This window comes from Sinorhizobium sp. NG07B, from assembly GCF_002532005.1.
Classification (GTDB): Bacteria; Pseudomonadota; Alphaproteobacteria; order Rhizobiales; family Rhizobiaceae; genus Sinorhizobium; species Sinorhizobium fredii_C.
In genome coordinates, this window is record NZ_NWTD01000003.1 from 37,619 (window position 1) to 59,164 (window position 21,546).

Sequence of the window (21,546 nt, forward strand, 5' to 3'; positions counted from 1 at the left end):
AATATCGTAATCGCGGAAAATTCCAGTAAGGAACTTGCCCATGCATAGGATCGGCTTTGTCGTTTTTCCAAGATTCCAGCTCATGGGTTTCGCGGCGGTAACCGCCTTCGAGATGGCGAACTCGGCGCTTGGGGAGCCGGCATATGAGATAGAGCTGCTCTCAGAGGCGGGCGGCGAGGTCAAGTCGTCCGCCGGCTTCGGTGTCCTCACGAGGGCCTTCGACGACAGACCTTTTGACACCGTGATGTTCGGCGCCGGCGCGACGATCGAGCCCATGACTCCGGAGCTGATCGCATTTGCGCGTCAAGCGCTTGAAACGTCGCGCCGGGTGGCGGCGCCCTGCACCGGCGCCTTCGTGCTTGCTGAAGCCGGTCTGCTCGATGGACGCCGCGCGACCACGCATTGGGCCTTCGCGCGCCAGCTCCAGGAGCGTTTCCCGGACGTCAAGGTCGAGGACGATCGCATCTTCATCGTCGACGGAAGCGTGTGGACGTCGGCAGGGATGACGGCGAGCATCGATCTTGCGCTTGCGATGATCGAGAAGGACCATGGCCAGGAGATTGCGCGCAACGTCGCCCGCAAGCTTGTCGTCTATCACCGGCGCGCCGGCGGGCAATCGCAGTTTTCGGCCTTGCTTGAGCTCGAGCCGAAGTCCGACCGGATCCAGAAGTCGATCGACTACGCCAAGGCGAATCTGCGCGGCGTGTTGTCGGTAGAAGAGCTAGCGGATGCGGCGGGGCTGAGCCCGCGCCAGTTCAGCCGGGCATTTCGGGCAGAGACGGGACAGTCGCCCGCCAAGGCAGTGGAGAACCTCCGCGTCGAAGCGGCCCGGCTGTTGATGGAGCAGGGCCGCCACTCCATGGACGTGATCGCAGTCGAGACAGGTTTTGCCGATCCCGATCGCATGCGCCGCGCCTTTCTTCGAACGCTCGGGCAGCCACCGCAGACGATCCGGCGAAATGCGCGCGATAGCGCATCCGCATAGTGCCGCCACTAGTGGAATTGTAACGCACTGTGTCCAGGCGCGGGTGCGTACATGAGCTTTCAATCGCGGTCTCGCGAAGTCACAACGCAGATACATGGAAATCGCATTCCGCAACTGTAGTTCACACAGTTCGGAGAAGAGCGATGACAGGGGAAATCAATCTGCAGAGACGGCGGTTCATCGGAGCGGCGGCGTTGACACTTGCCGCCGCGCAATTGAACATCACCGGCGTGGCCGCCGCAAAATCTACGGCTGAGGCCGGCATTCGGGCGATCACGCCAGGGACGAACACGTCCTTTGCCTCGCTGAAGCAGATCGATGCGGGCGTTCTTAATGTTGGTTACGCCGAACTCGGCGCGAGCGACGCGCCTGTGGTTATCCTTCTGCATGGCTGGCCCTACGACATCCACACCTATGTCGATGTGGCGCCCTTGCTGGCGGAGTCCGGCTACCGGGTGATCGTTCCCTATCTGCGCGGCTATGGGACGACGCGCTTTCTTTCACCGGAGACGCCGCGCAACGGTCAGCAGGCGGCAATCGCCGCCGACATCGTCGCCTTGATGGACGCGCTTGGCATTGAAAGGGCGGTCATCGGCGGATGCGATTGGGGCGCGCGGACCGCCAACATCATCGCCGCTCTCTGGCCGGAGCGGTGCAAGGCCCTTGTGTCCGTGAGCGGCTACCTGATCGGCAGCCGTGAAGCCAACAAGATGCCGCTGCCGCCCGGCGCCGAGCATGCCTGGTGGTACCAGTTCTACTTTGCCACCGACCGCGGGCGCGCCGGCTACGAGCGAAACCGAAACGAATTCGCGAGACTTATCTGGCAACTGGCCTCGCCGAAATGGAATTTCGACGACGCCACCTTCAACCGCAGCGCGGCGGCTTTCGACAACCCGGATCATGTCGATATCACGATCCATAACTACCGCTGGCGGATCAGCCTGGCCGACGGCGAGCCGAAATATGACGACCTGGAAGAAAAACTCGCCAAATTCCCCACGATCGGTGTGCCGACGATCACGTTGGAGGGAGATGCCAACGGCGCTCCGCATCCCGAGCCGGCGGCTTACGCGAAAAAATTCTCCGGCAAGTATGAACATAGGCTGATCACAGGCGGCATCGGTCACAACCTGCCGCAGGAAGCTCCTCAGGCCTTTGCACAGGCCGTCTTCGACGTCGATCGTTTCTGATCACTTTTAACGCCGCAGCACGGTCGCATCCTTTTGGACGCTCCGAGATCGCTGTAGACTTTTAAAGGCGCGTCCGCATTCACGAATGCGCGACGCGCTTTGGGTATTGGTCTTCATGCATCTCGCGTTCAACCGTGGCGCACCTTCGGGCGACATGGGCGAATGGCTTCACCCTTTTACGCGTCGCCTCTGACAGCGCTTTTGTATCGCAGTGTTTCCGTTCCGCATCTTGCCGGCATTCGCTTACTTTCTTCGCCCGGTGACGAAACATTCCATACACGTGCGGAACGGCATGTGTGCCTCGACAGTCGGACAAGCCAATTGGCTCGGCGTCATCAACTCTGTCGAAGGAAGGACACCATGACCGAGATCGAGAAGGTACTCTACACCGGCAAGACGCACACCACCGGTGGCCGTGACGGCGCATCCCGCAGTTCTGACGGGCGCCTGGACATCAAGCTTTCCTCACCCGGCAGCACGGGGCCGGGGACCAATCCGGAGCAGCTCTTCGCGGCCGGCTGGTCGGCCTGCTTCATCGGAGCGATCGGCAAGGCGGCCAGCGAGCAGAAGGTAACGCTTCCGGCCGATCTGGCGGTCGATGCGGAAGTGGATCTTCGCCACGGCGGCGGCGCCTATTCGCTGCAGGCCCGGCTCAATGTGAGCCTGCCGGGCATCGACCGTGACACGGCACAGGCGCTGGTGGAAAGGGCGCATCAGACCTGCCCTTACTCCAAGGCGACGCGCGGCAATATCGAGGTCGCGATCAACATCGTCTGACACTGAAGAAGATACCTCCCGATCGGACGAGTTTCGGTCGGGGGGCAGCCGGCGATTTTCGCCCACGCGTTCAGGGCGGCATTCTGGTCCCGGCGAACAACTCGCACCGGCGCATGGCGCTTCCAAACACAAGGAGAAAAGCATGAGCACCGCAATCAACAGCGAAAGAACGCGGCCGATCGACATGAAGCTCGAGGTCATCGTCGTCCCCGTGTCGGACGTCGATCGCGCAAAGGCATTCTACGCGGGCCTCGGTTGGCGCCTCGATGCTGATTTTGCCGGGGATGACGGCTACCGGGTGATCCAGTTCACCCCGCCCGGATCCGGCGCCTCGGTCATCTTCGGAAAGAATGTCACTGACGCGCGACCGGGCTCCGCCCAGGGGCTGTACCTCATCGTTTCCGACATTAAGGCCGCCCGCGAGGACTTGCGTCGCCGCGGCGTCGATATCAGCGAAGTGTTTCATGCCGGCGACGTGCAGACGGGCAACGACGAGCCCTATCTGTTTGGGCGGCACAGGGTAGCAGGCGCGGATCCCGAGCGCCGCAGCTACCGCTCCTATGCCTCGTTCCGCGATCCGGACGGCAACGGCTGGCTGTTCCAGGAGGTCACCACACGGTTGCCCGGGCGGATCGACGCGAGCACCACGACATTCGCCTCCGCCGCGGATCTTGCGGGCGCTTTCCGGCGCGCCGAGGCCGCCCACGGCGAATACGAGAAGCAGCTCGGTCACCGCGACGAGGATTGGCCGATCTGGTACGCCGAGTACATCGTTCGGGAGCAGACGGGCGAACCGCAGCCCGCGTGAATGGGCTGCTGCATGGAATGGGCCACATCAGGGCGCTGAGGCCGCCCTGGTGTGTTGCCGTGGGGGCTGAGGACCTATTGTCGGAGACTGATTTCCGCCACCAGTCCTCCGCCGTCGCGGTTGCGCAAGATGAGCGTAGCACCAATCGCGGTCGCGAGCTGATCGGCGATCGCAAGACCAAGGCCAGTCCCCCCCGTGTCGCGGTTGCGCGACTGCTCCAGACGGAAGAAAGGGTTCAGCACGGCTTCCAACTGGTCCTCCGGAATGCCGGGACCGCGATCGAGCACTCTTATAAAGACGTTGCGGTCCTGGCGCTGAGCCTCGATTTCCGCACTGCCGGCGAATTTGAGCGCATTGTCGATCAGGTTGGTGAGAATTCGCCTTAGCGCGTGCGACCGGGTCGCAATCGCGCCGTGGCTCAATTCGCCGATGGTAACGGCCTTGCCGGTATCCTGGTAATCATATGCGAGGCTCTCGATGAACGAGGCGAGATCGATGCGTGAGGCTCTTTCCTCCGTGCCGTGGGCGCTGCGCGCATAGGCAACCCCTTCCTTGACGAGGCGCTCGACTTCGCCAAGGTCCTGGAGCAGCTTGTCCCGCTCGGCGGATTCATCGGCCATTTCGGCGCGCAGCTTCATGCGGGTGATCGGCGTCTGTAGATCGTGCGAGATCGCAGCAAGGATCTGCACGCGCTCTTCCAGATACTGCGCGATGCGATCCCGCATCGAATTGAAGGCGGTCGCCGCGTAGGCCACTTCCGCTGGTCCGGTTTCGCTGAGACGCGGCGTGTTGCTGTTCGGGTCCAGCGTGTCGGCGGCCTTCGCCAGATTGGCGAGAGGCCGGATGGCCTGGCGCATCGCGATCCAGCTGCACAACACCAAAAGGGAAAGCTGTGCCACGAGCACGTAAGGCAGCCAGTCGGCTACGGGCATGACGCCCCTTGGGGTGACGTCTATCGTCAGTGGTTCGCCGTCGCTCAAGCGAAGATGCGCCTGGAGACGGCGGGCCGCGCCGGGAATCGACTGAACTTCGATCGGGTATTTCGCGCCTATTGCAGCCTGGATCTTGGAGGCGACTTCGGCGTCGTTCGGCTCAAGCACTGGATTGCCGGGCATGCCTGGCCCCAGGAGGAACCGGTAGGAGCCGCGAGCAAGTTGATCCAGCCAGGCGCTGCGCTCGGCGGCAGGCAGCCTGTCGAGGATGGCGATCGCCGTCGCGACGTCGTTCTCGAGCGTATTGAACATCACCGACCTCGCGGCGACATACCGCTCGGAAAACAGCACCGCAAACGACATGGCGTGAGCGATTGCGAGACCGGCAAGGAGAATTATGAACAGCCGCGCCCTGAGTGTGCGCGGCCAAAGGCGAATTCCTTTGAGGGCGGCCGCCGACATCAGCGCGGCTCCACGATTTCGACCGGCATCGAGAAGACATAGCCTTCGCTGCGGACCGTCTTGATATAGGTCGGCTCGCGGGCATCGTCGCCGAGACGCTGGCGCACCCGACTGACCAGGAGATCGATGGAGCGGTCGAAGAGTTCGGCATCGCGTCCTTGCGTCAGATTGAGGAGCTGATCGCGGTTGAGAACGCGCTGTGGATGGTCGACGAAGACGCGCAGCAGCCGATACTCGGCACCGCTGAGCGCAATCACGGTCCCGTCCGCATCGACGAGATGCCTTGCCGTCGTGTCGAGCTTCCATTGACCGAAACGCAGCAGTTGGCCGGCTTCCGAGATCTGCAGATTGGGCGGCAACATGCGTGCGCGCCGCAGGACCGCCTTGATGCGGGCGAGCAACTCGCGCGCCGAAAACGGCTTGGCGAGGTAGTCGTCGGCGCCCATTTCCAGGCCGATGATACGGTCCATCTCGTCGGAACGGGCAGTCAACATGACAATCGGTGTCGCCTTGTGTCTGCCGACGCGCAGCTCGCGGCTCAAAACGAGGCCATCGTCGCCAGGCATCATGAGGTCGAGAATGATAAGATCGACCGTGTTGGCCTCGAGGAACGCGCGCATCTGCCGCCCGTCGGCGACGGCGGTTACGCGCAGACCGTTCTTCTTCAGATAGCTCGACACGAGCTCCCGGATTTCCCGATCGTCATCAACGACCAAGATATGATCGATGTGCTCCATGGCGCGATCTCCACCGTTCGACCGTCATTACTTATCAAAATGAAAACGCCGTGGTAGCAGTATTCACCGGCTCGTGCGCCTGTGTCGACTGAAGGCTAGAGTCGACGCAGCGGCCGGAAAGCGGCGCGCAGCTCGGCGCTGAACAAGTCCGGCTCCTCCCAGGCGGCGAAATGGCCGCCCCTGTCCACGCGATTGTAGTAAATCAGGTTGCGGTAGGCGCGTTCCGCCCAGTTCTTTGGCGGCCTGTACACCTCTCCGGGGAAAATCGTCACCGCCGCCGGGATCGCGATAGGGACCAACTTGGCAGTGCCCGCGCTGTTCTCCCAGTAGATCCGGCCGCTCGAGGTCCCGGTGTTCGTCAGCCAGTAGAGCGTGATGTTGTCGAGAATTTCGTCGCGACTCAACGCGCGTTCCGGTTCGCCCCGGGTGAACACCCAATCGGCGAGCTTGTCATAGATCCACGCTGCCAATCCGACAGGTGAGTCGGCAAGGCCGTAACCGACGGTTTGCGGACGCGTCCCCATGATTGCCGCATAGCCAAAGCCTTTGCCGAGGAACTCCCTGGCCTCGTCAAACACCGCCCGCTCCTCGGCGCTCAAATCCGCCGGTGCAGGATCACCGCTTTTCAATGCCTTGGCGACTTCCTGCGGGACGGTGGTAGAGCGCTCGATCCTGTTGACGTGGATGCCTCGCAAACCCGGAGGAGCCTGGCGGCCCATCGCATCAGAAATGATGGCACCCCAATCGCCGCCCTGTGCCACGTAGTCCTGATACCCAAGGCGCTTCATGAGAACGTCCCAGGCGCGGGCGATGCGGTCCGGGTTCCAGCCAGTGCCTTTCGGCTTTTCGGAAAAGCCGAAGCCGGGAAGGGAGGGAAGCACGAGATGGAAGGCGTCCTCCGCGGTCCCTCCATGTGCCGTCGGATCGGTCAGCGGACCGATGACTTTCAGCAATTCGAAGAACGAACCGGGCCAGCCGTGGGTCATGATGAGCGGCAATGCGTCTGCATGACGGGAGCGAACATGGATGAAGTGGATGTCGAGCCCGTCGATACTCGTCAGAAATTGTGGCAAGCCATTCAGCTTCGCTTCGGCTTTACGCCAGTCATAGTGAGTCTCCCAGTAGCGGACAAGTGACTGAAGCTTCGCAAGCTGAACGCCCTGGGAGCGGTCGCCGACCGTCTCAGGGTCGGCCCAGCGTGTGGCTGCAAGGCGCCGTCGGAGGTCGACGAGCGCTGCCGCCGGCACATCCACACGGAAGGGGCGAATGGCATCAGCCTCCAAAGTCGCCGGCGCAGCCGCTTGGGCGAGGGCCGTCGCAGGGCGAAACGCCGCAAAGGCGACCGCCACAGCTCCGTTCAAGAGCAGAGCCCGGCGGGACAGCCCGGACGCCTCTGCGGTTTCCTGTGCGGCCATTCTCGGACTTCCTTCCATGTGGTTCTCAATATTCATGTCGAACGCTCACTTGACCGGAACGACCAGCGGGGCGCCTTTCTCGACAACGTATGTCGCAAGCTCCGATGCCTTGCCGCTGCCGACATTCTTCGCCACATGCGCCACTCCGGCCGGGATGAACAACGCTTCCCCGGCATGAAGGATGACCGGTGCTCTCCCCTCGAGCTGATATTCCAACGAGCCCTCGAGGACATAGGCTATCTCTTCGCCCGGATGGGAGTGCTTGATGGAGACGGCTCCCTGTTCGAAATCGACCCGCACCTGAACGGCCTCCCGGCCAGGCGTATCGAGGTCGTGCTGCACGAGATCGGTACGCTGAATTCCCCCTTGCTGCGCCTTGGCCGCCTGCAGCGCCAATCCGCTTCCAACGATCAGCAGCGCAGCCGCGATGATCCGAGACGTTTTCATATGGTCGTCCTTTCGCATATTGGGTCGAGGCTCGTTTTCGAAGCCAGCGCCGCCATTTGAACGTCTGGGTGTATTGACGATGTGTCTGCTGGGCAGGACTTTTGTAACGACATGTGTCGCGGAAGCAGCGGGGGCGAATTCGCGCCGGGTGGGGCTGGCGAGTGCGGGACACCGCGTTTCCTGCCGGAGATCGAGGACCCCGCGATTCCAGGCAATGCGCGACGTCGCACCACGCAGACCCGCATCAAGAGGAACGGCGGGTCAAGGACGGTCACCATTTCCTGTCCGCGCCCGCCAGCTCGAGCGCCTCGCCAAGGCTGCGGATCGTTGGGCACTTGGGACGTGCGGACGCTGGCCCGTAGCGCGGCAGCACAAATTTCGAGCCGGCTTCGCCTGACAAGGTCACCCTCAACGCGGTTATGCTAGAAGGGCCGAGAGCAATAGCCGACGACGGGAACTTATCTCGAAACGGATGGGAGACGGCCGACCACCTGACTCCAGCGTGGACGCGGGCTATGTCTGCCCTCAGCAAGCGGTCAAGGGGATCGCTATGGCAGAGATGCCCCACTGGCGGTCGCCGGATATATCAAGAAATGATCGCCGGTTCTCGAGCGGGCGGGGCTCGTCGTCACGCAGAAGGTCGGACGGGTGAGAACCTGCAAGCTTGGGAAACGAGGCCTCAAGGCGGAGGCCGAGTGGATCGAGGCGCATCGCAAGCTCTTCGAGGCCCGCTTCGAAGTTTTGGATGAAATCATCAGCGAAATGAAACAGGAGGGAAGCGATGACGGAGCAAGTTGACAGTGCAGGTGGTGCGCAAAACCGCACGTCAGTCGAGCGCAGAGGGGATCGCGAACTCGTCGTAACGCGGACGTTCAACGCGCCGCCGAGCACGGTTTACAGGGCGTGGAGCCAGCCCGAGCTGTTCCAGCGCTGGTGGGTGCCAAAATCGCTATCCGGCGTTTCGCTCGTATCGTGCGATATGGACGTCCGTACCGGCGGCAAATATCGGCTGGAATTCGGCGCCGGCGGTTCGGACACCATGGCCTTCTATGGCACGTATCTCGAGGTGGTGCCGAACGAGCGCATCGTCTGGAGCAACGACGAGGGCGAAGAGGGCGCGATCACGACCGTGACCTTCGAGGCCCAAGGCGGGAGGACACTACTGAATTTCCACGAAGTCTATCCGTCCAAGGAGGCGCTTGAGGAAGCACTACAGGGTTCGGCGGCCGCATTGCCGGAGCAGTTGGAGCAGCTCGACGAGTTGCTTTCCAGCACAGGCGAGTAGCGCGGGTCGGGGAAACTCGCCTGGAGGGAACGGGGGCGGCTCGGCACTTGGATATCGGTGGTTATCCAGGCGCTCGGGGAAGAGGAAGTAGGATTGCTTTCGTCGAGCCGCGCCGAGGCTTCGAAAACCGGAGAGTTGCCCGATGAACTCAGGCTTTGGGTTCACTTTAGAGGTTCATCGCGTTCAAGCCGCACGCAGCCCGTGCCGCAACCGCACTTACAAGGAACGCCGGCTCAAGCTATTCTGAAGAACTCGGGTTGGAGATTTTGGAGCATGGCGAAGCTTGTCTTTGGAATGAACCAATCGCTGGACGGCTACGTCGACCACCAGGAATTTGCACCTGGCCCCGCGCTCTTTCGCCACTGGATAGACCACGTGCGCGACCTGACCGGCAGCGTGTACGGTCGCCGGATGTACGAGATCATGCGCTATTGGGACGAAGATCGTCCTGAGTGGAATGCGGAGGAGCACGCGTTCGCCGCGGCGTGGCGGCGCCAACCGAAGTGGGTCGTGTCGCGCTCGCTGAAGTCGGCCGGCCCCAACGCCACGCTGGTCGCGGATGACATCGAGACGGTGATCCGCGGGCTGAAGGCTCGGCTTCCGGGGGAGATTGCCGTTGCCGGACCGGGCCTGGCGGGAAGCCTGACCGACCTTGGTCTTGTGGACGAGTATCGCCTCTACATCCACCCCGTCGTTCTTGGCCGCGGCACGCCATTCTTCGCCGGCCCCCGACCGCCGCTCCGCCTCGTGGCCAATGATCCGGTTGGCGAGGGCGTGATCAGGCTGACATACGTTCCTGCCTGATTACGCAGCTCGCGCGGCGGACCGCACCGACGCGTCGGGTCCGCTTTGGGTCGAAGCTGCAATGAGCCGGCGTTGAGAGCCCCCGTTGGCGACGTTGAATTCCTCTGGAGACGAAGCTGCCGGGGCCGGGCCAAGATAGGCCGGCATCATCCCCGTGCTTGTCACAGGGCTTCAGCGGCGCCGCGTGTGGTGCGGCTGTTGCCCAAAATTTGCCAGCAAGCGCGGATTGTGAAATATGCCGACGGCGGCCGAAGAAATGACCGCTCGCTCATCGCATGAACGGCAATCCGCGCGGGACCAGACGTGAAGCTCATCGAACAGCACATCAGAGTGACGGCCGCCCTCATCGTGCGCGAAATGTCGACACGCTACGGCTCGAAGCCGGGCGGCTATCTCTGGGCCGTCTTCGATCCGGTCGCCCATGTCGCGATGATGACCTTGATCTTCCAGGCCTTCGCCCGCATGCCGGCTCTGGGCCTGAGCTTTCCGCTGTTCTTCGCAAGCGGCTACCTGCCCTTCACCTTCTACCAGCGCATGTCCTCGTTCATGGCCGGCACGATGAAGGCGAACAAGGCGCTGCTCTCCTATCCGGTCGTCTCGCCCTTCGATGCGATCGTGTCGCGTTTCATCCTGCAGCTGATGACGGATGCCTTGGTGTCGGTCCTGATCATTGTCCTGATCATCGAACTCGGCGGCGTCAGCCAGCCGATGGACTTCGCCGGCATGGTCGAGGCCGCCGGCGCCGCCGCGGTTCTGGGGTTGGGCATAGGCACTATCAACATCGTGATGTTCGCCCGCTATCCGATCTACGAGCAGATCTTCGGCATCATCAACCGCCCGATCTTCATGATCTCCGGCGTCTTCTTCCTGCCCGAGACAATGCCGAACCCTTTCAGTGATTACCTGCTCTACAATCCGCTGGTGCACATCATCATGTGGTTTCGGAGCGCAACCTATCCGGAGTATCGCGCTGACGGGCTGGACAAGGGCTATGTGCTGGAGTTCGCGCTCGTCTGCTTCGTTGCCGGGCTGGCGCTGCTGACAGTATCGATGCGGGAAATCAGAGAGGAGCGGGTTTAGCATGTCCCGCCCGAACGCGATCTTCTTCGGCTTCGGCCCATGGAAAACCTATGTCCCCCGCTGGTTTCCCGACCGGGCATGCAAAGTGGTGAGCCGCCGACCCTGGCTGATGTTTCTTCAGGGTTGGCCGCTTCGCCTGCTTCTCCGCCGCAATGTCGAAGTCTATGTCTGGGGCTTCAAGTATCCACCATTCCTGAAGCGCTTCTGCCGACGCTTTGGTATTCCATTCTTTCATGTCGAGGACGGTTTCGTGCGCTCGATTTCGCTTGGCGCGCATAAGTCGCCGCCCGCATCGCTGATCATCGATTCGCGGACGATGCACTATGACGCAGCGAACCCTTCCGATCTGGAGCACACGCTGCAGACCTACGATTTTGCCGCCGACACGGCGCTGATGGAACGGGCGGAAAAATGCATCCGCATGCTGCTCGACCTGCGGGTGAGCAAATACAATCTCGGCAAGCGGATCGATCTCGATTTCATTCTGGGCCCGAAGACCCAAAGGCGCATCCTCGTGATCGGGCAGGTGGAAACCGATGCGGCGATCGCCTACGGCTGCGACCGGCCCGTCACGAATAACGACCTCGTACGTCTGGCGGCGTCGGAAAATCCCGATGCCCAGATCGTCTACAAGCCCCACCCGGAAGTGCTGCACGGAACGCGCAAGGGCGTGTCAAACCCCGCTGAGGTGGCGGACATCTGCGCCATCCTGAGAGAGGATGTATCGCCCGCAGATGTACTCGAGGGCGTCGACCAAGTCTATACGATCACTTCGCTGATGGGCTTTGAGGGGCTGTTGCGTGGTTTGCCCGTAACATGCATTGGTTTGCCCTTCTACGCAGGCTGGGGGGCGACTGACGACAGGCAGAAGTGCGGACGCCGAAGCAGAAAGCTCGAAATGCGCGAAATCTTTGCCGGCAGTTACATTTTGTATTCGCGCTATTTTGCTGCGGAGACAGGTGCTCCCGTGGAAATGGAGCACGTCGTTCACCGTTTAGATCAAAATTCTGCGCCGCTGAAATATGTCGATGAATGAGGGGCGTCGCGGTGGGAGAATTCGTCGCGCGAAGCTTGTCGAGGTTTGAAAAGCCGGTGATTGAGCCGGCATAGGTTAGGAGAGGGCATGAAACCGGAAAACGATGAGCTTTCCACTGAAGATCATTTGAAAGCTCAGTATATGTATTGGTGGAGGCAATGGAAGAGAGAAAGGCGATTTAAGAACTCCCATTACGAGTACTTTTTTACAGAATACTTCGACATCCCCAAGTCTTTCTACGAAGATAGAAAGGTTCTTGATATAGGGTGTGGCCCACGCGGCTCTCTCGAGTGGATGCCTGACACGGCATCCGCCGTTGGGCTCGATCCACTTGCTAAAGAGTATGCGCGATTTGGCATCTCAAAGCACAAAGCAATGTATGTTGATGCGCCTGCGGAAAAAATCCCATTTCCCGCCGAATCCTTCGACTGTGTCTCTGCCTTTAACAGCTTAGATTTTGTAAGAAGTGTGGAGGATAGCGTCGGTGAGATTAAGAGAATACTGAAGGCAGGTGGGTTTTTCCTTCTTATCGTGGAGATCAACCACAAGCCAAGGGCGGATGCGCCGCATACTATTTCCGCCTCAGATGTCGAGAGTTTTGGGTTTGAGGTCCTAGAGTGTAGAACCTTTCGCAAGCTTGAAGAAAAAGGATGCTATCACTCGATCTTGGATGAGGGGAATCTCGCCCATAATGACGGTTCAGCAGAAATGTGGTTAGCCGCAAAACTGCGGAAGAAGGCATCTTGAAGGCTTGAATGAATCGTGATTGAGGCAGGGGCCCCGCGCCGGATCTTTGGTAAGATCATTGGTTTTCGCCGAGGCCCACGTTGACAGTAAGGTGCGTCGGAAGGCATTAGATTGCGAAGTCGGGCAGGTGACCGGCTCGCGTGACGTTTACTTGTTGCGATAGGAAGCCTTGCCGTAGCCCTCGAGGGTGAACTGGTTAATCAGGACCGCCTCGTTAGTACGGCGGATTGAAACAGTGCTCGCATGGTCTCTTTGTCGCGCTGAGGAATTATGATGCAGGAAACCATGCAAGATTTGACCCTTGATGAACTCGCGATCAGGTTCGGAACTGACAAATCGTCGAAGCATCACAACTACACGCGTGTGTATCAATCGGAGTTTGCCTCGCGGCGACAAACGACGAGAGGAGTCATTGAAATTGGGATCGGCGGCCAAACTTACAAGGGCACGGCCGGCGCGTCTCTGAGGATGTGGGCTGAGTATTTCAGCAATGCGAATGTGGTTGGAATCGATATTGATCCAAGTACTGAAGCGAATTACGGCGAGCGTATTCACGCCGTGATTGGTGATCAGACGCGTCGTTCTGTTCTGGATAAGGCGATCGGACTGGTTCCATCGGTTGACGTTGTGATCGATGATGGCGCACACCAAAACAACCTTACGATAGCCACATTTGAGTACCTATTTCAGTACCTCCGTCCGGGCGGAGTGTATGTCATTGAGGACACACTCTGCTCGGGAGAGCAGCAATTCAGTAACGTGCGGAGCGAGATGGAGAGCTTCGTGGTTAATATCCTTCGTAATATTGAAACAAACGGAAGGATATTAACGAAAAGGAACAACGCTGACTTTAGAAAGATACCTTCTGATTTTGTTATGAACGTCTACGAGAAATGGGTTGAATCAATCACAATCTACCGAGGATTGTACTTTATAAGGAAGCGAAGCCGCTCAACGGCTCAGGCCGTTGAAGCTTGACCGATGTGAATACCGGAGAAGACATGAAATACCTATTTATAAATGGGCGCTTTCCTCAGTACTCGCAGACATTTGTGCATGATCAAATAAAAGCTATCAAGCAGCAGGACGCTGCAGAGGTTGCCGTGTTTGCGCGGTCCCTTGCTCCTTTCAGATTTGAGCAATCTGCTCCCGAGTGCGCAGGAGGATTGCTATATGCGAAGCCATTCAACCTTAAGCTGCTTCGTCGCATCGTACTCGGCGTGTTGATGCATCCGATTCGAGCGATACATCTGGCGCAGTTGCGACTCCGGAAGAGAATTCATAAGCAAACCGTTTGGCTCGGCATCCAATTGGATTGGAACCCGGATGTAGCAGTTACCCACTTTGGAAACAATTTCCCAGTTGGGGTTCAGCTGAAGAAGTATGTTTTTCCAAAGATGAAGAATGTAGTCGTTTTTCACGGACACGATGTTTCCTCTTACGTAAAAAAAAATGGATGGGCGAATTACCAAAGGGCCGCGAAATACATCGATTGTGCTGTGTGCGTGAACCGAATTTGGGCTGACGAATTACGGCAGAACACAGAGATTAGGGATGTTAGAACTATATATCTAGGTACTGACATCGACGGCATTCCCCGCCAGCGAAACGGAGACTTGGAGGTATTTAGTATACTGTTCGTCGGCCGATTCGTTGAAAAGAAGGGCTTCGACCTCTTGTACTCAGCGGTGAAGAATGTCGCGAAAAAAATGCAGAAGCGCGTTCGGGTGCACTGTGTTGGGGACGGACCGCAACTCAAAGTCTGTAAGGAGCGGGCGAGGAAAGAAGGGCTCGCTGAGAATTTCATCTTTTATGGCTCGAAACAGAAGAGCTTCGTACGCCAACTGATGGCAGAGTGCGATCTTCTTGTTGCTCCTAGCCGTACTGCACAAGATGGCGACAGCGAAGGACTACCGGTTGTCCTAATGGAAGCAATGGTCGCGGGGATCCCAATTGTCTCTACCTACCATTCGGGCATCCCAGAGCTGATTAACGACCAGCACAGCGGGCTTTTAGTTCCGGAGTCGGATGGCGAAAAACTGCAGGCAGCGATTGAGTATGCCATGTTGCACCCTGAGACAATGGAGCAAATGGCGAAGGTAGCTCGAGATCATGTCGCGGTCGCGCATGACGAGAACGTTCAAACCCAAGCGTTCGTCGATGCAGTGAGGGCGCGTTAATGACAGCATGTGATGTTAGTGTAGTTATTCCTAACTACAACAGAACTGCCTTACTGAGGAGGGCTCTGAATTCGGTTTCGGCGCAGACCGTTCGGCCCAAGGAAGTTATCGTGGTGGATGATTGTTCAGATGCAATCCACCTCGAGGCAATAAAGCTGATCATCAAGGAATTCTCGGACGACTTGAACATACGGATGCTCGTCAACGAGACAAACAAAGGCGCCAATTATTCAAGAAATAGAGGAATATTTTCCGCGATCGGAAGATTTGTCGCGTTTCTAGATAGCGATGATATCTGGATGCCTGAGAAACTCGAACTGCAATTGAATGAGATCAGTCGCGCCAAGGAGAACGACAGCAGACCGGTTCTTTCGGTAACCGCCCGATACAGGGTTAACTCCCATGGTGAGATCATCCTTCGCCAATTCGGGGGACGTTTACTAAACCCGCAAAAAATCAGAAGATCCAATTTCCTGGGAACGCTGAGCTCGGTGGTTGTTGAGGCTTGGGTAGCGCGACACATTCACGGTTTCAATGAGTCGTTGCCTGCCTGCCAGGACTGGGATTTCTTTATTAGGTTGTCCGATTATGTGCAGTTTGTGGGGGTGGCCGACCCGCTCTGCGTTTATGTCGATCATGACGAAGAAAGAATTACGCTGAACAACAAGAAAAGGTTGCGTGCGCATATTTTCATCTACAAGCAACATATCCGGCCGGTTTTAAGTCGGAAACGCGCAGGTAAGGCGGAGTTCTATCGGAACATCGCCGAGGATTACCAAGAACTAGGAAATTCGGCAAAAGCCGGCGCTTTCTATGCTAAATCTGTTGCAGCTAAAGCTTGGAAAAACGAGGCCATTTCGGTCATTTACGAGTATGTTTTGAAGCGGTACTATCGCTTTCGCCCCCCCCCTTCGATCAAACAGCAACGGTATGCCCGATATCGCCGCCTGATGGACGACTTACTCAAAGATGCAAAAGTCTGTGCAGAAGTCACAGAGCATCGAAATCTAATTCGTGGGCTTATGATATAGGGCGCAGCCTAGGCAAGCGCTTGGAGCCCCTGAGTCGTAGGACCTACGAATGCAATAAGCTGAAAAACAGGATGCGAAAATGTACAAGCAGAAACTCGACCCGGTAAAGTTGTCGCTCATCGATCGTGCCATTGCCTTAGCCCCGGACATAAGGTCGTCGGCGGACTTGGGAGCGTGTTGGGGTGTCGACGGCGGATACAGCCGCTATGTGCTCGAAGAGCATAGGCTCGACAAAGCGGTAATTGTCGATCAACATATTACGAGTGAAACCCTCGCGTGGACAAGTCAACAGCCAAAGGCAAGTCCCGTTTCGGGCCTTTTTGGCACGAGTTCCACTTTGGAAAAGGTCGGGGACGTCGACGTCGTATTCTTTTTTGACGTCTTGCTACACCAAGTTGCGCCAGATTGGGACGAAGTTCTCAGGATGTGGGCGCCAAGGACGAAATATTTCCTAATCCATAATCCGATGTGGACGGTAGGGTCTGAGACATTACGGTTCCCCGACTATGGCTTTGATTGGTTCAAGGCTAATGTTGTGTATCAGCATGAAGGACGCTTGAAAGAATGGTTTGCAAATCTGGATAAATTCGACAGCGAACAGAATAAGTCGATGAGGGATGTCCATAATTTTTGGCAATTCGGTATCACGCATCAAGATATGATAACTACTCTCGATCGGTTGGGATTCGATTGTGAGTTTAGCAAGTATTTTAAGAGCAGACCGACCAAGCCTTGGATCAAGAACTACGGCTACCTGTTCAAGAAGAGGTGATCATTTTTACTAATCGAGGAGCCAGCGTTTGCCGCCTGCTCCTCGACTTGCTCCCAATGCCTTGCCGAGGGAAAGCATGGGGGCGCGATGTTACCCTTTAGCTATTGCCGTCATATGCACACGGAGGAGCGGTATGGCGCTTATTGACGTCATTAGAGCATTAGATAAGTCGACAGAAGGCGAACGCCATCTGGACGGCGCCATCGCCCAGCAGATCGGCTGGAAACGTAAAATCCAGCACGTTACGAACGAAGCCAATGGCGAAACCACGCGCCGGGTTCTGTGGATCGTCCCAACTGGCTACGAGGACGGAAAAGTACCGCATTTCACGACGTCTCTAGATGATGCAATGCTCGTTGTAGACATATTGGCGCCTTACGAGGAGAAGGGCGTTGCGTATGCCGATGGCGGATGGACAGCTTGTGTCGGGAACGGTCCATATTGCCACGCTTCAAGCGCGGCATTGGCTCTCTGCCTCGCTGCGCTGAGATTCAAGGCGCAGCAAGCGTCATAGCCAAACATAAACATAAATACAATATTTGCATCCGGCCGGAATTTCTCGACAAACTCAACGGTTCCTTGGGGATGAACGCTTGCTTCGGCGAGGCTTTCAGCTTTTGTTCTGCCGCCTACGCCCGGTCCCGAATATTGTAGTAGCTCATGACGCCAATTCCCCACGCGAAAAACAGGCCAAGAGTTACGAGAAGGGCGTTGAGCAGCCGGCTCGGATATTGCGCCATTTCCGAAAGTGTCGGCTCGATGAACAGGGCAAGATAGCGCTGGCGGTTGTTCGCCTCGATGCGCGCCTTCTCGAGCGAGCCCAGCGCCGCCGTGAAGGCACGCTCGGCGAATTCGCGTTCGGTCTCCAGTTCCTCGAACTCAGCGATGCGACCGGCGACATCAGGCGCGTTAGGGTCTTTCGCAACGGACCTTTTTTCGCCCGTGCCGAGGCGCTGGCGCTCGACGGCAACCTGCTGTTCCAGGCTTTCGATACGGGTTTTTAGTACGCGAATGCGCGGGGTGTCCTCGCTCATCTGGCTCTTCGCGGTGGCGAGGTCGGCATTAAGCTTCGTCAGTTCCTCCTCCAGACCGGCGATCAACTGAACGGCGAGCTTCGCGCCTTCCTCGGGGCTGATTTCTTGCGACTTGTCGCGGTAAACGCGTAATGATGCGCGTGCCTTGGAAAGCCGTGCCTCGCCCGCCAGCACCTCGTCCTGGGCGGCCCTCAGCACGTCGTTGCGCGCCGAAAGCGACAGGCTGTTCACGAGGCTGTCGCTCTGGTCGACGATGAATTGGGCGATCTGTCGCGCCTGTGTCGGCTCGAAGGCCTTGACCGTGACCTGCATGATGCCGGAGGCGTGGTCGAAATTGACTTTCACCATGTCCCGCCAATAGGCGAGCTTGTCTTCTATCGGCAGTTCGGAGCCGATGCCGTAGAGATAGTCGAGTCCTCTTGTCGCGTAGACCTTCTCCAGCTGGAACTTGCGATCGGCATCCGCGGCCATCCGCTCGCTGAGGATATAGTCCATGAGGATGTAGCTGTCCGAGACGGTGCTGCCGCCGGAGGCCTGGGTGAACATGCCGAGGATATCGGTCGAAACCCCGCCCTCGATGCTGCGCACGGCAAAGGATGTGGTGCTGTGATACTGATCGGCCGCGATGAAGGCCATGTAAAGCGAGGCAAGCGTCGCCGGTAGGGCAACGAGGCCGAGAAACGACGCCGCGATCACAGTGTGGCGGAGTGCGAACTTCTTGAGCCACTTAGGCCTTGAGCTGGTCTTTTCATCCGGCAGGGCTCTGTCTTGCCGCTCGCGAAGCGGAATGACAGGGGCGCTCTGCCTGCCGAGCAGCCCCTCGAGCACGGCGATACCCTTGCTCTTCGCATCGTGGTTGGCGGCTGGGGAGGTGGCTGGCCGATCGAAGGCCTGTGTGGGGCCCGACTTGTTTGCTGCCGCGTCTTTGCTGGCCGCCATTCAGTTATCCCTCATGTTTCTGTCGTGTGCGCGGATCGCGTCCTCGACATCGTCATAATAAGTCAGCTTGCCTTTTTCCAGCACCACGCCGCAATCACAATAATCGCGGATCGTCTTGGAACTATGCGAGACCATGATCACGTCGGCATCCTGGAGCTTGGTCTCGAACACTGTCTGACATTTCTTTTTAAAATTTGAGTCACCAACGGCGGTGATTTCGTCGACGAGATAATAGTCGAAATTGACGCCCATGCTCAAGCCGAAGGCAAGCCGCGCCTTCATGCCGGAGGAATAGGTGCCGACCGGCGCCTTGTAGAAGGGGCCGAGCTCGGCAAAGTCCTCGACATAGGCCGCGAGTTCCTCCGTATCGACGCCGTAGATGCGGGCGACGAAGCGCACATTCTGTTCGCCGGTCATTGAACCCTGGAAACTTCCGGCGAAGCCGAGCGGCCAGGAGATCTTGCCGCGGCGGATGATTCGGCCGCCGTCGAGCTTGATCGCGCCGGCGATGAGGCGGAGCAGCGTCGATTTGCCGGCGCCGTTGCGGCCGAGCAGGCCGACGCTTTTTCCCCGGTTTAGAGTCAGCGAGGCGTCTTCGATGATCGGCTTTTTGATGCCCTTGGTGCGGGCATATTTGGTCGCCTGCTCGAACCGTATCATTCGTTTCTCAGCGTTTTTCGGGAAAGGGTGAAGACCAGCATTCCGGCAAACAATGTCAGAAATGCGATTCCATAGAGATAGTTCATGTCGAGGCCGATTGCCCGGTACTCGGGATAAAAGCCCTTTCGGAAGCCCATGACGATGTGAACAAGTGGATTGATAAGCACAAGGTCGCGGTATGGCGCTGGGATCGAATCCGGCAGAAAGAAAACGCCGGAGATCAGAAAAAGCGGTCGATTGACGATACCGAAGACCTGTTCATAGACCGGGTACTTTAGAAAAAGCACGCAATTGATCATCGCGATGCCGAGGCCGAAGAGGCAAGCCATGGCGATGGCCTCCAGGATCGTTGGCCAGTGCAATTCGGTATGCACCCGCATGCTCGCAACGATTGTCCCAAGCACGATGATGGCAACGAGCGAGGTCGTGCCGACCTGCAGAACGAAGCGGGCGACGACTGTATCGATCGGCGCGACGTTCGGATAGCTGAGCAGCGCCTTGTTGGCACGGACCGCGCTGTTCAGGTAACTCGTCATCGCCTGATAAAACTGGAAGGCGATATAGCCCGTGGCGAAGAACAGCGCAAAACTGGTGCCGAGCGCCGGCGCGCGGGCGATTGCCCGGAAGATGAAGGTCATCAAGAGAATATGGGCGGCCGGATCGAGCAGCGCCCAGATATAGCCGCCGGGCTTCGAGCCGAAGCGCGTCGCCATCTCCCGCACGAGGAGTGCACCGACGACGCGGATATGGGTGGAGAGATAGCTCACGGGCTCACCCGAACGGATAGAGAATGCGGCCGATCAGCCGCAGCCGCCGGTCGGAAAGGCTGCGGAAGAAGCGGATGGGGTCGGCCTGGAAATCTTCGGCGTCGCGGTCGTTGCCGGCATGGCGGATCGCCGGCGCCATCATCGCGGTGAGCAGATGGCGCCAGCCGAGCACGCCGTAGGGGCCCCACGGCCGCCAGGCCGGGCGGGAAGGCTGTCTGAGATCGGGTTCGTCGAGTTGCCGCTTTATCGCGGCGACGGTCGCTTCGAATGATGTTTGCTCTCCGGTGACGGGGTCGAAGTAGCGAGGATAGAGGAGATAGGCGCCGGCGAAAAGCGCCTGCAGCGAAAGCCTCCTGCCGCGGCGCGGATTGGACTGCCTGTCGTCCGTCAGCCCCCAGCCGGCATAGAAGGGCGAACCGGCATTCGTCACTTCGATGCCGCGCATCAGCGCCTCGAAACCGGCCAGCGAGGTGATCGTATAGACATGATCGATGGTGCGCAGCGCCTCGGCAAGCGGCAAGCTCTCGGTGACCACGTCGCAGAGATGCGCGACTTCGGCCGGGTCGGATCGGGCCGCACGAACGCGGCTCAATACGTCCGGATGCGGCTTGTAGAGGATCTGGGCCTCCGGCTGCTCCGACGCGGCAAGCCGCACGAGGTCGTTGTTGGTCATCGGGCTTGGGCAGCCGTAGCGGATCGAAGCGTCGTCCTCAACCTGGCCGATCACCAGCACGCGCTTGCGCGTCTTTGGTCCATAAATCTCTTCCGCCGTCCGCTGCAGCCCGCCATTGTATTTGCTGATGCCGCTCTCCAGGAGCAGCGCGGCGCCGGCGCGCGCCCGCTCCATCAGCGCTGCATCCGCCTCGAAGTCATAGGTTGAGAGCAGCACTTCGAGATCGGACGGCCTGTGGCAATCGAAATAGGGCGCCCTGCTGTCGAGCGCTAGCGACAGGGGAGGCGTACGGCTGGCGCTCGGCCGCACTGACCGAAGGAAGCCGTCCTCGACGAAGCAAACAGGGATGTTCTGCTTTGTCGCGATTTCGGCCAGCGCCGGCGGCAAGGCGGCGCCCCAGACGAAGACCTCGCATGGCCCCTCCAGGAGAATGCGAGGCTTCCAAGTCCGGTCGAAATCCGAGTCGGACAGGTTCTTTGGCAGAAAGTGAAAGCGCCGGTCGGGAAACGAGCGCTCCAGAAAGGGTCGCTTCCATTCAGTCACATGGACGGCAAAAGTCGCCAGCCGCTTCACAGAAGCGCCACCGGAAATTTCAGGGGCAGCCTTTCTGCTCACCACTCTCCACCGAGATCAAGTCGCGTCGCCCTGCACATAAAGCTCTCCTTTGTGGTTCGCAACACTATCCTGCCGAATTTGCGAGACAGGTAGCGGAGGCGTGTTCGCATCGCCGAGGGCCGGCAATGGCGCGGCCTGCCGCCGCATCCCAATGGGCAGGTCCGCTCGCG

General features: G+C 58.8%; 22 protein-coding genes and 1 pseudogene. 15 read left to right on the top strand and 8 right to left on the bottom strand.

Annotated elements, in window-relative coordinates; genetic code table 11:
* Positions 1-40 precede the first annotated feature (40 nt).
* The 4 genes from CO664_RS10190 (at position 41) to CO664_RS10205 (ending at position 3,760) form a co-directional block, all read left to right on the top strand.
* Complete coding sequence (locus CO664_RS10190; RefSeq protein WP_097538667.1) at positions 41-985, top strand: GlxA family transcriptional regulator; 945 nt, start codon at positions 41-43, stop codon at positions 983-985.
* 143 nt (positions 986-1,128) lie between these two features.
* Complete coding sequence (locus CO664_RS10195) at positions 1,129-2,175, top strand: alpha/beta hydrolase (RefSeq protein WP_097524398.1); 1,047 nt, start codon at positions 1,129-1,131, stop codon at positions 2,173-2,175.
* A 360-nt stretch (positions 2,176-2,535) separates the two neighbouring features.
* Complete coding sequence (locus CO664_RS10200) at positions 2,536-2,952, top strand: organic hydroperoxide resistance protein (RefSeq protein WP_097538668.1); 417 nt, start codon at positions 2,536-2,538, stop codon at positions 2,950-2,952.
* Between the two features lie 142 nt (positions 2,953-3,094).
* Positions 3,095-3,760, top strand: coding sequence for a VOC family protein (locus CO664_RS10205; RefSeq protein ID WP_097538669.1), 666 nt, complete (start codon positions 3,095-3,097; stop codon positions 3,758-3,760).
* A gap of 74 nt (positions 3,761-3,834) precedes the next feature.
* Here the strand turns inward: CO664_RS10205 and CO664_RS10210 are convergent, their stop codons facing one another.
* The 4 genes from CO664_RS10210 to CO664_RS10230 form a co-directional block, all read right to left on the bottom strand.
* Positions 3,835-5,157, bottom strand: coding sequence for an ATP-binding protein (locus CO664_RS10210; protein ID WP_097539162.1), 1,323 nt, complete (start codon positions 5,155-5,157; stop codon positions 3,835-3,837).
* The gene (locus tag CO664_RS10215; protein ID WP_097538670.1) at positions 5,154-5,891 is read right to left on the bottom strand and encodes a response regulator; all 738 of its coding nucleotides are present in this window, start codon (positions 5,889-5,891) and stop codon (positions 5,154-5,156) included. The genes CO664_RS10210 and CO664_RS10215 overlap by 4 nt, the downstream gene beginning before the upstream one ends.
* A gap of 95 nt (positions 5,892-5,986) precedes the next feature.
* The gene (locus tag CO664_RS10225; RefSeq protein WP_176536550.1) at positions 5,987-7,306 is read right to left on the bottom strand and encodes an epoxide hydrolase; all 1,320 of its coding nucleotides are present in this window, start codon (positions 7,304-7,306) and stop codon (positions 5,987-5,989) included.
* A 45-nt stretch (positions 7,307-7,351) separates the two neighbouring features.
* Positions 7,352-7,753 carry a cupin domain-containing protein gene (locus tag CO664_RS10230; RefSeq protein WP_097539163.1) on the bottom strand — a complete coding sequence of 134 codons (402 nt, stop codon included), beginning with the start codon at positions 7,751-7,753 and terminating at the stop codon, positions 7,352-7,354.
* 603 nt (positions 7,754-8,356) lie between these two features.
* Here CO664_RS10230 and CO664_RS31170 point away from each other — a divergent pair.
* From CO664_RS31170 to CO664_RS10285, 11 genes and pseudogenes are all read left to right on the top strand, one after another.
* Positions 8,357-8,551 (top strand): annotated as a pseudogene (locus CO664_RS31170) (ArsR family transcriptional regulator); the annotation flags it as partial.
* Entirely contained in the window at positions 8,535-9,038 is a 504-nt protein-coding gene (locus tag CO664_RS10240; protein ID WP_097538672.1) for an SRPBCC family protein, read from the top strand. The pseudogene CO664_RS31170 and the gene CO664_RS10240, both read left to right, overlap by 17 nt.
* 273 nt (positions 9,039-9,311) lie before the next feature.
* Positions 9,312-9,842: a dihydrofolate reductase family protein gene (locus CO664_RS10245; RefSeq protein WP_097538673.1), complete on the top strand. Its 531-nt coding sequence runs from the start codon at positions 9,312-9,314 to the stop codon at positions 9,840-9,842.
* 303 nt (positions 9,843-10,145) lie between these two features.
* Positions 10,146-10,922 (top strand): ABC transporter permease, encoded by a 777-nt coding sequence (locus CO664_RS10250; RefSeq protein WP_097538674.1) that lies wholly within the window; start codon positions 10,146-10,148, stop codon positions 10,920-10,922.
* A 1-nt stretch (position 10,923) separates the two neighbouring features.
* The gene (locus CO664_RS10255) at positions 10,924-11,958 is read left to right on the top strand and encodes a beta-3-deoxy-D-manno-oct-2-ulosonic acid transferase (protein ID WP_097538675.1); all 1,035 of its coding nucleotides are present in this window, start codon (positions 10,924-10,926) and stop codon (positions 11,956-11,958) included.
* Between the two features lie 87 nt (positions 11,959-12,045).
* Positions 12,046-12,705 carry a class I SAM-dependent methyltransferase gene (locus tag CO664_RS10260; protein WP_097538676.1) on the top strand — a complete coding sequence of 220 codons (660 nt, stop codon included), beginning with the start codon at positions 12,046-12,048 and terminating at the stop codon, positions 12,703-12,705.
* 273 nt (positions 12,706-12,978) lie between these two features.
* The gene (locus tag CO664_RS10265; protein WP_097539164.1) at positions 12,979-13,683 is read left to right on the top strand and encodes a class I SAM-dependent methyltransferase; all 705 of its coding nucleotides are present in this window, start codon (positions 12,979-12,981) and stop codon (positions 13,681-13,683) included.
* 23 nt (positions 13,684-13,706) lie between these two features.
* Positions 13,707-14,885 carry a glycosyltransferase gene (locus CO664_RS10270; protein WP_097538677.1) on the top strand — a complete coding sequence of 393 codons (1,179 nt, stop codon included), beginning with the start codon at positions 13,707-13,709 and terminating at the stop codon, positions 14,883-14,885.
* Complete coding sequence (locus CO664_RS10275) at positions 14,885-15,916, top strand: glycosyltransferase family 2 protein (RefSeq protein WP_097538678.1); 1,032 nt, start codon at positions 14,885-14,887, stop codon at positions 15,914-15,916. The genes CO664_RS10270 and CO664_RS10275 overlap by 1 nt, the downstream gene beginning before the upstream one ends.
* A 79-nt stretch (positions 15,917-15,995) precedes the next feature.
* Positions 15,996-16,688 (top strand): hypothetical protein, encoded by a 693-nt coding sequence (locus tag CO664_RS10280; RefSeq protein ID WP_097538679.1) that lies wholly within the window; start codon positions 15,996-15,998, stop codon positions 16,686-16,688.
* 133 nt (positions 16,689-16,821) lie between these two features.
* Entirely contained in the window at positions 16,822-17,202 is a 381-nt protein-coding gene (locus tag CO664_RS10285) for a hypothetical protein (RefSeq protein ID WP_097538680.1), read from the top strand.
* A gap of 115 nt (positions 17,203-17,317) precedes the next feature.
* Here the strand turns inward: CO664_RS10285 and CO664_RS10290 are convergent, their stop codons facing one another.
* From CO664_RS10290 to CO664_RS10305, 4 genes are read right to left on the bottom strand one after another with little or no spacing between them, the layout of a single operon-like run.
* The gene (locus CO664_RS10290) at positions 17,318-18,661 is read right to left on the bottom strand and encodes an RkpR, polysaccharide export protein (protein WP_097538681.1); all 1,344 of its coding nucleotides are present in this window, start codon (positions 18,659-18,661) and stop codon (positions 17,318-17,320) included.
* Positions 18,662-19,321, bottom strand: coding sequence for an ABC transporter ATP-binding protein (locus CO664_RS10295; RefSeq protein ID WP_097538682.1), 660 nt, complete (start codon positions 19,319-19,321; stop codon positions 18,662-18,664). It lies immediately after the preceding gene.
* Complete coding sequence (locus CO664_RS10300; RefSeq protein ID WP_097538683.1) at positions 19,318-20,088, bottom strand: ABC transporter permease; 771 nt, start codon at positions 20,086-20,088, stop codon at positions 19,318-19,320. Before CO664_RS10300 ends, CO664_RS10295 begins: the two co-directional genes overlap by 4 nt.
* 4 nt (positions 20,089-20,092) lie before the next feature.
* Entirely contained in the window at positions 20,093-21,376 is a 1,284-nt protein-coding gene (locus CO664_RS10305) for a capsular polysaccharide biosynthesis protein (RefSeq protein WP_234820208.1), read from the bottom strand.
* Positions 21,377-21,546 lie beyond the last annotated feature (170 nt).

Bases quoted from the DNA above. Each gene is read 5' to 3' on its own strand.
- CO664_RS10255 (WP_097538675.1), top strand. From the start codon at position 10,924: ATGTCCCGCCCGAACGCGATCTTCTTCGGCTTCGGCCCATGGAAAACC.
- CO664_RS10245 (WP_097538673.1), top strand. From the start codon at position 9,312: ATGGCGAAGCTTGTCTTTGGAATGAACCAATCGCTGGACGGCTACGTC.
- CO664_RS10280 (WP_097538679.1), top strand. From the start codon at position 15,996: ATGTACAAGCAGAAACTCGACCCGGTAAAGTTGTCGCTCATCGATCGT.
- CO664_RS10195 (WP_097524398.1), top strand. From the start codon at position 1,129: ATGACAGGGGAAATCAATCTGCAGAGACGGCGGTTCATCGGAGCGGCG.
- CO664_RS10265 (WP_097539164.1), top strand. From the start codon at position 12,979: ATGCAGGAAACCATGCAAGATTTGACCCTTGATGAACTCGCGATCAGG.
- CO664_RS10285 (WP_097538680.1), top strand. From the start codon at position 16,822: ATGGCGCTTATTGACGTCATTAGAGCATTAGATAAGTCGACAGAAGGC.
- CO664_RS10295 (WP_097538682.1), bottom strand. From the start codon at position 19,321: ATGATACGGTTCGAGCAGGCGACCAAATATGCCCGCACCAAGGGCATC.
- CO664_RS10270 (WP_097538677.1), top strand. From the start codon at position 13,707: ATGAAATACCTATTTATAAATGGGCGCTTTCCTCAGTACTCGCAGACA.
- CO664_RS10225 (WP_176536550.1), bottom strand. From the start codon at position 7,306: ATGGCCGCACAGGAAACCGCAGAGGCGTCCGGGCTGTCCCGCCGGGCT.
- CO664_RS10260 (WP_097538676.1), top strand. From the start codon at position 12,046: ATGAAACCGGAAAACGATGAGCTTTCCACTGAAGATCATTTGAAAGCT.
- CO664_RS10215 (WP_097538670.1), bottom strand. From the start codon at position 5,891: ATGGAGCACATCGATCATATCTTGGTCGTTGATGACGATCGGGAAATC.
- CO664_RS10290 (WP_097538681.1), bottom strand. From the start codon at position 18,661: ATGGCGGCCAGCAAAGACGCGGCAGCAAACAAGTCGGGCCCCACACAG.
- CO664_RS10230 (WP_097539163.1), bottom strand. From the start codon at position 7,753: ATGAAAACGTCTCGGATCATCGCGGCTGCGCTGCTGATCGTTGGAAGC.
- CO664_RS10200 (WP_097538668.1), top strand. From the start codon at position 2,536: ATGACCGAGATCGAGAAGGTACTCTACACCGGCAAGACGCACACCACC.
- CO664_RS10240 (WP_097538672.1), top strand. From the start codon at position 8,535: ATGACGGAGCAAGTTGACAGTGCAGGTGGTGCGCAAAACCGCACGTCA.
- CO664_RS10190 (WP_097538667.1), top strand. From the start codon at position 41: ATGCATAGGATCGGCTTTGTCGTTTTTCCAAGATTCCAGCTCATGGGT.
- CO664_RS10275 (WP_097538678.1), top strand. From the start codon at position 14,885: ATGACAGCATGTGATGTTAGTGTAGTTATTCCTAACTACAACAGAACT.
- CO664_RS10205 (WP_097538669.1), top strand. From the start codon at position 3,095: ATGAGCACCGCAATCAACAGCGAAAGAACGCGGCCGATCGACATGAAG.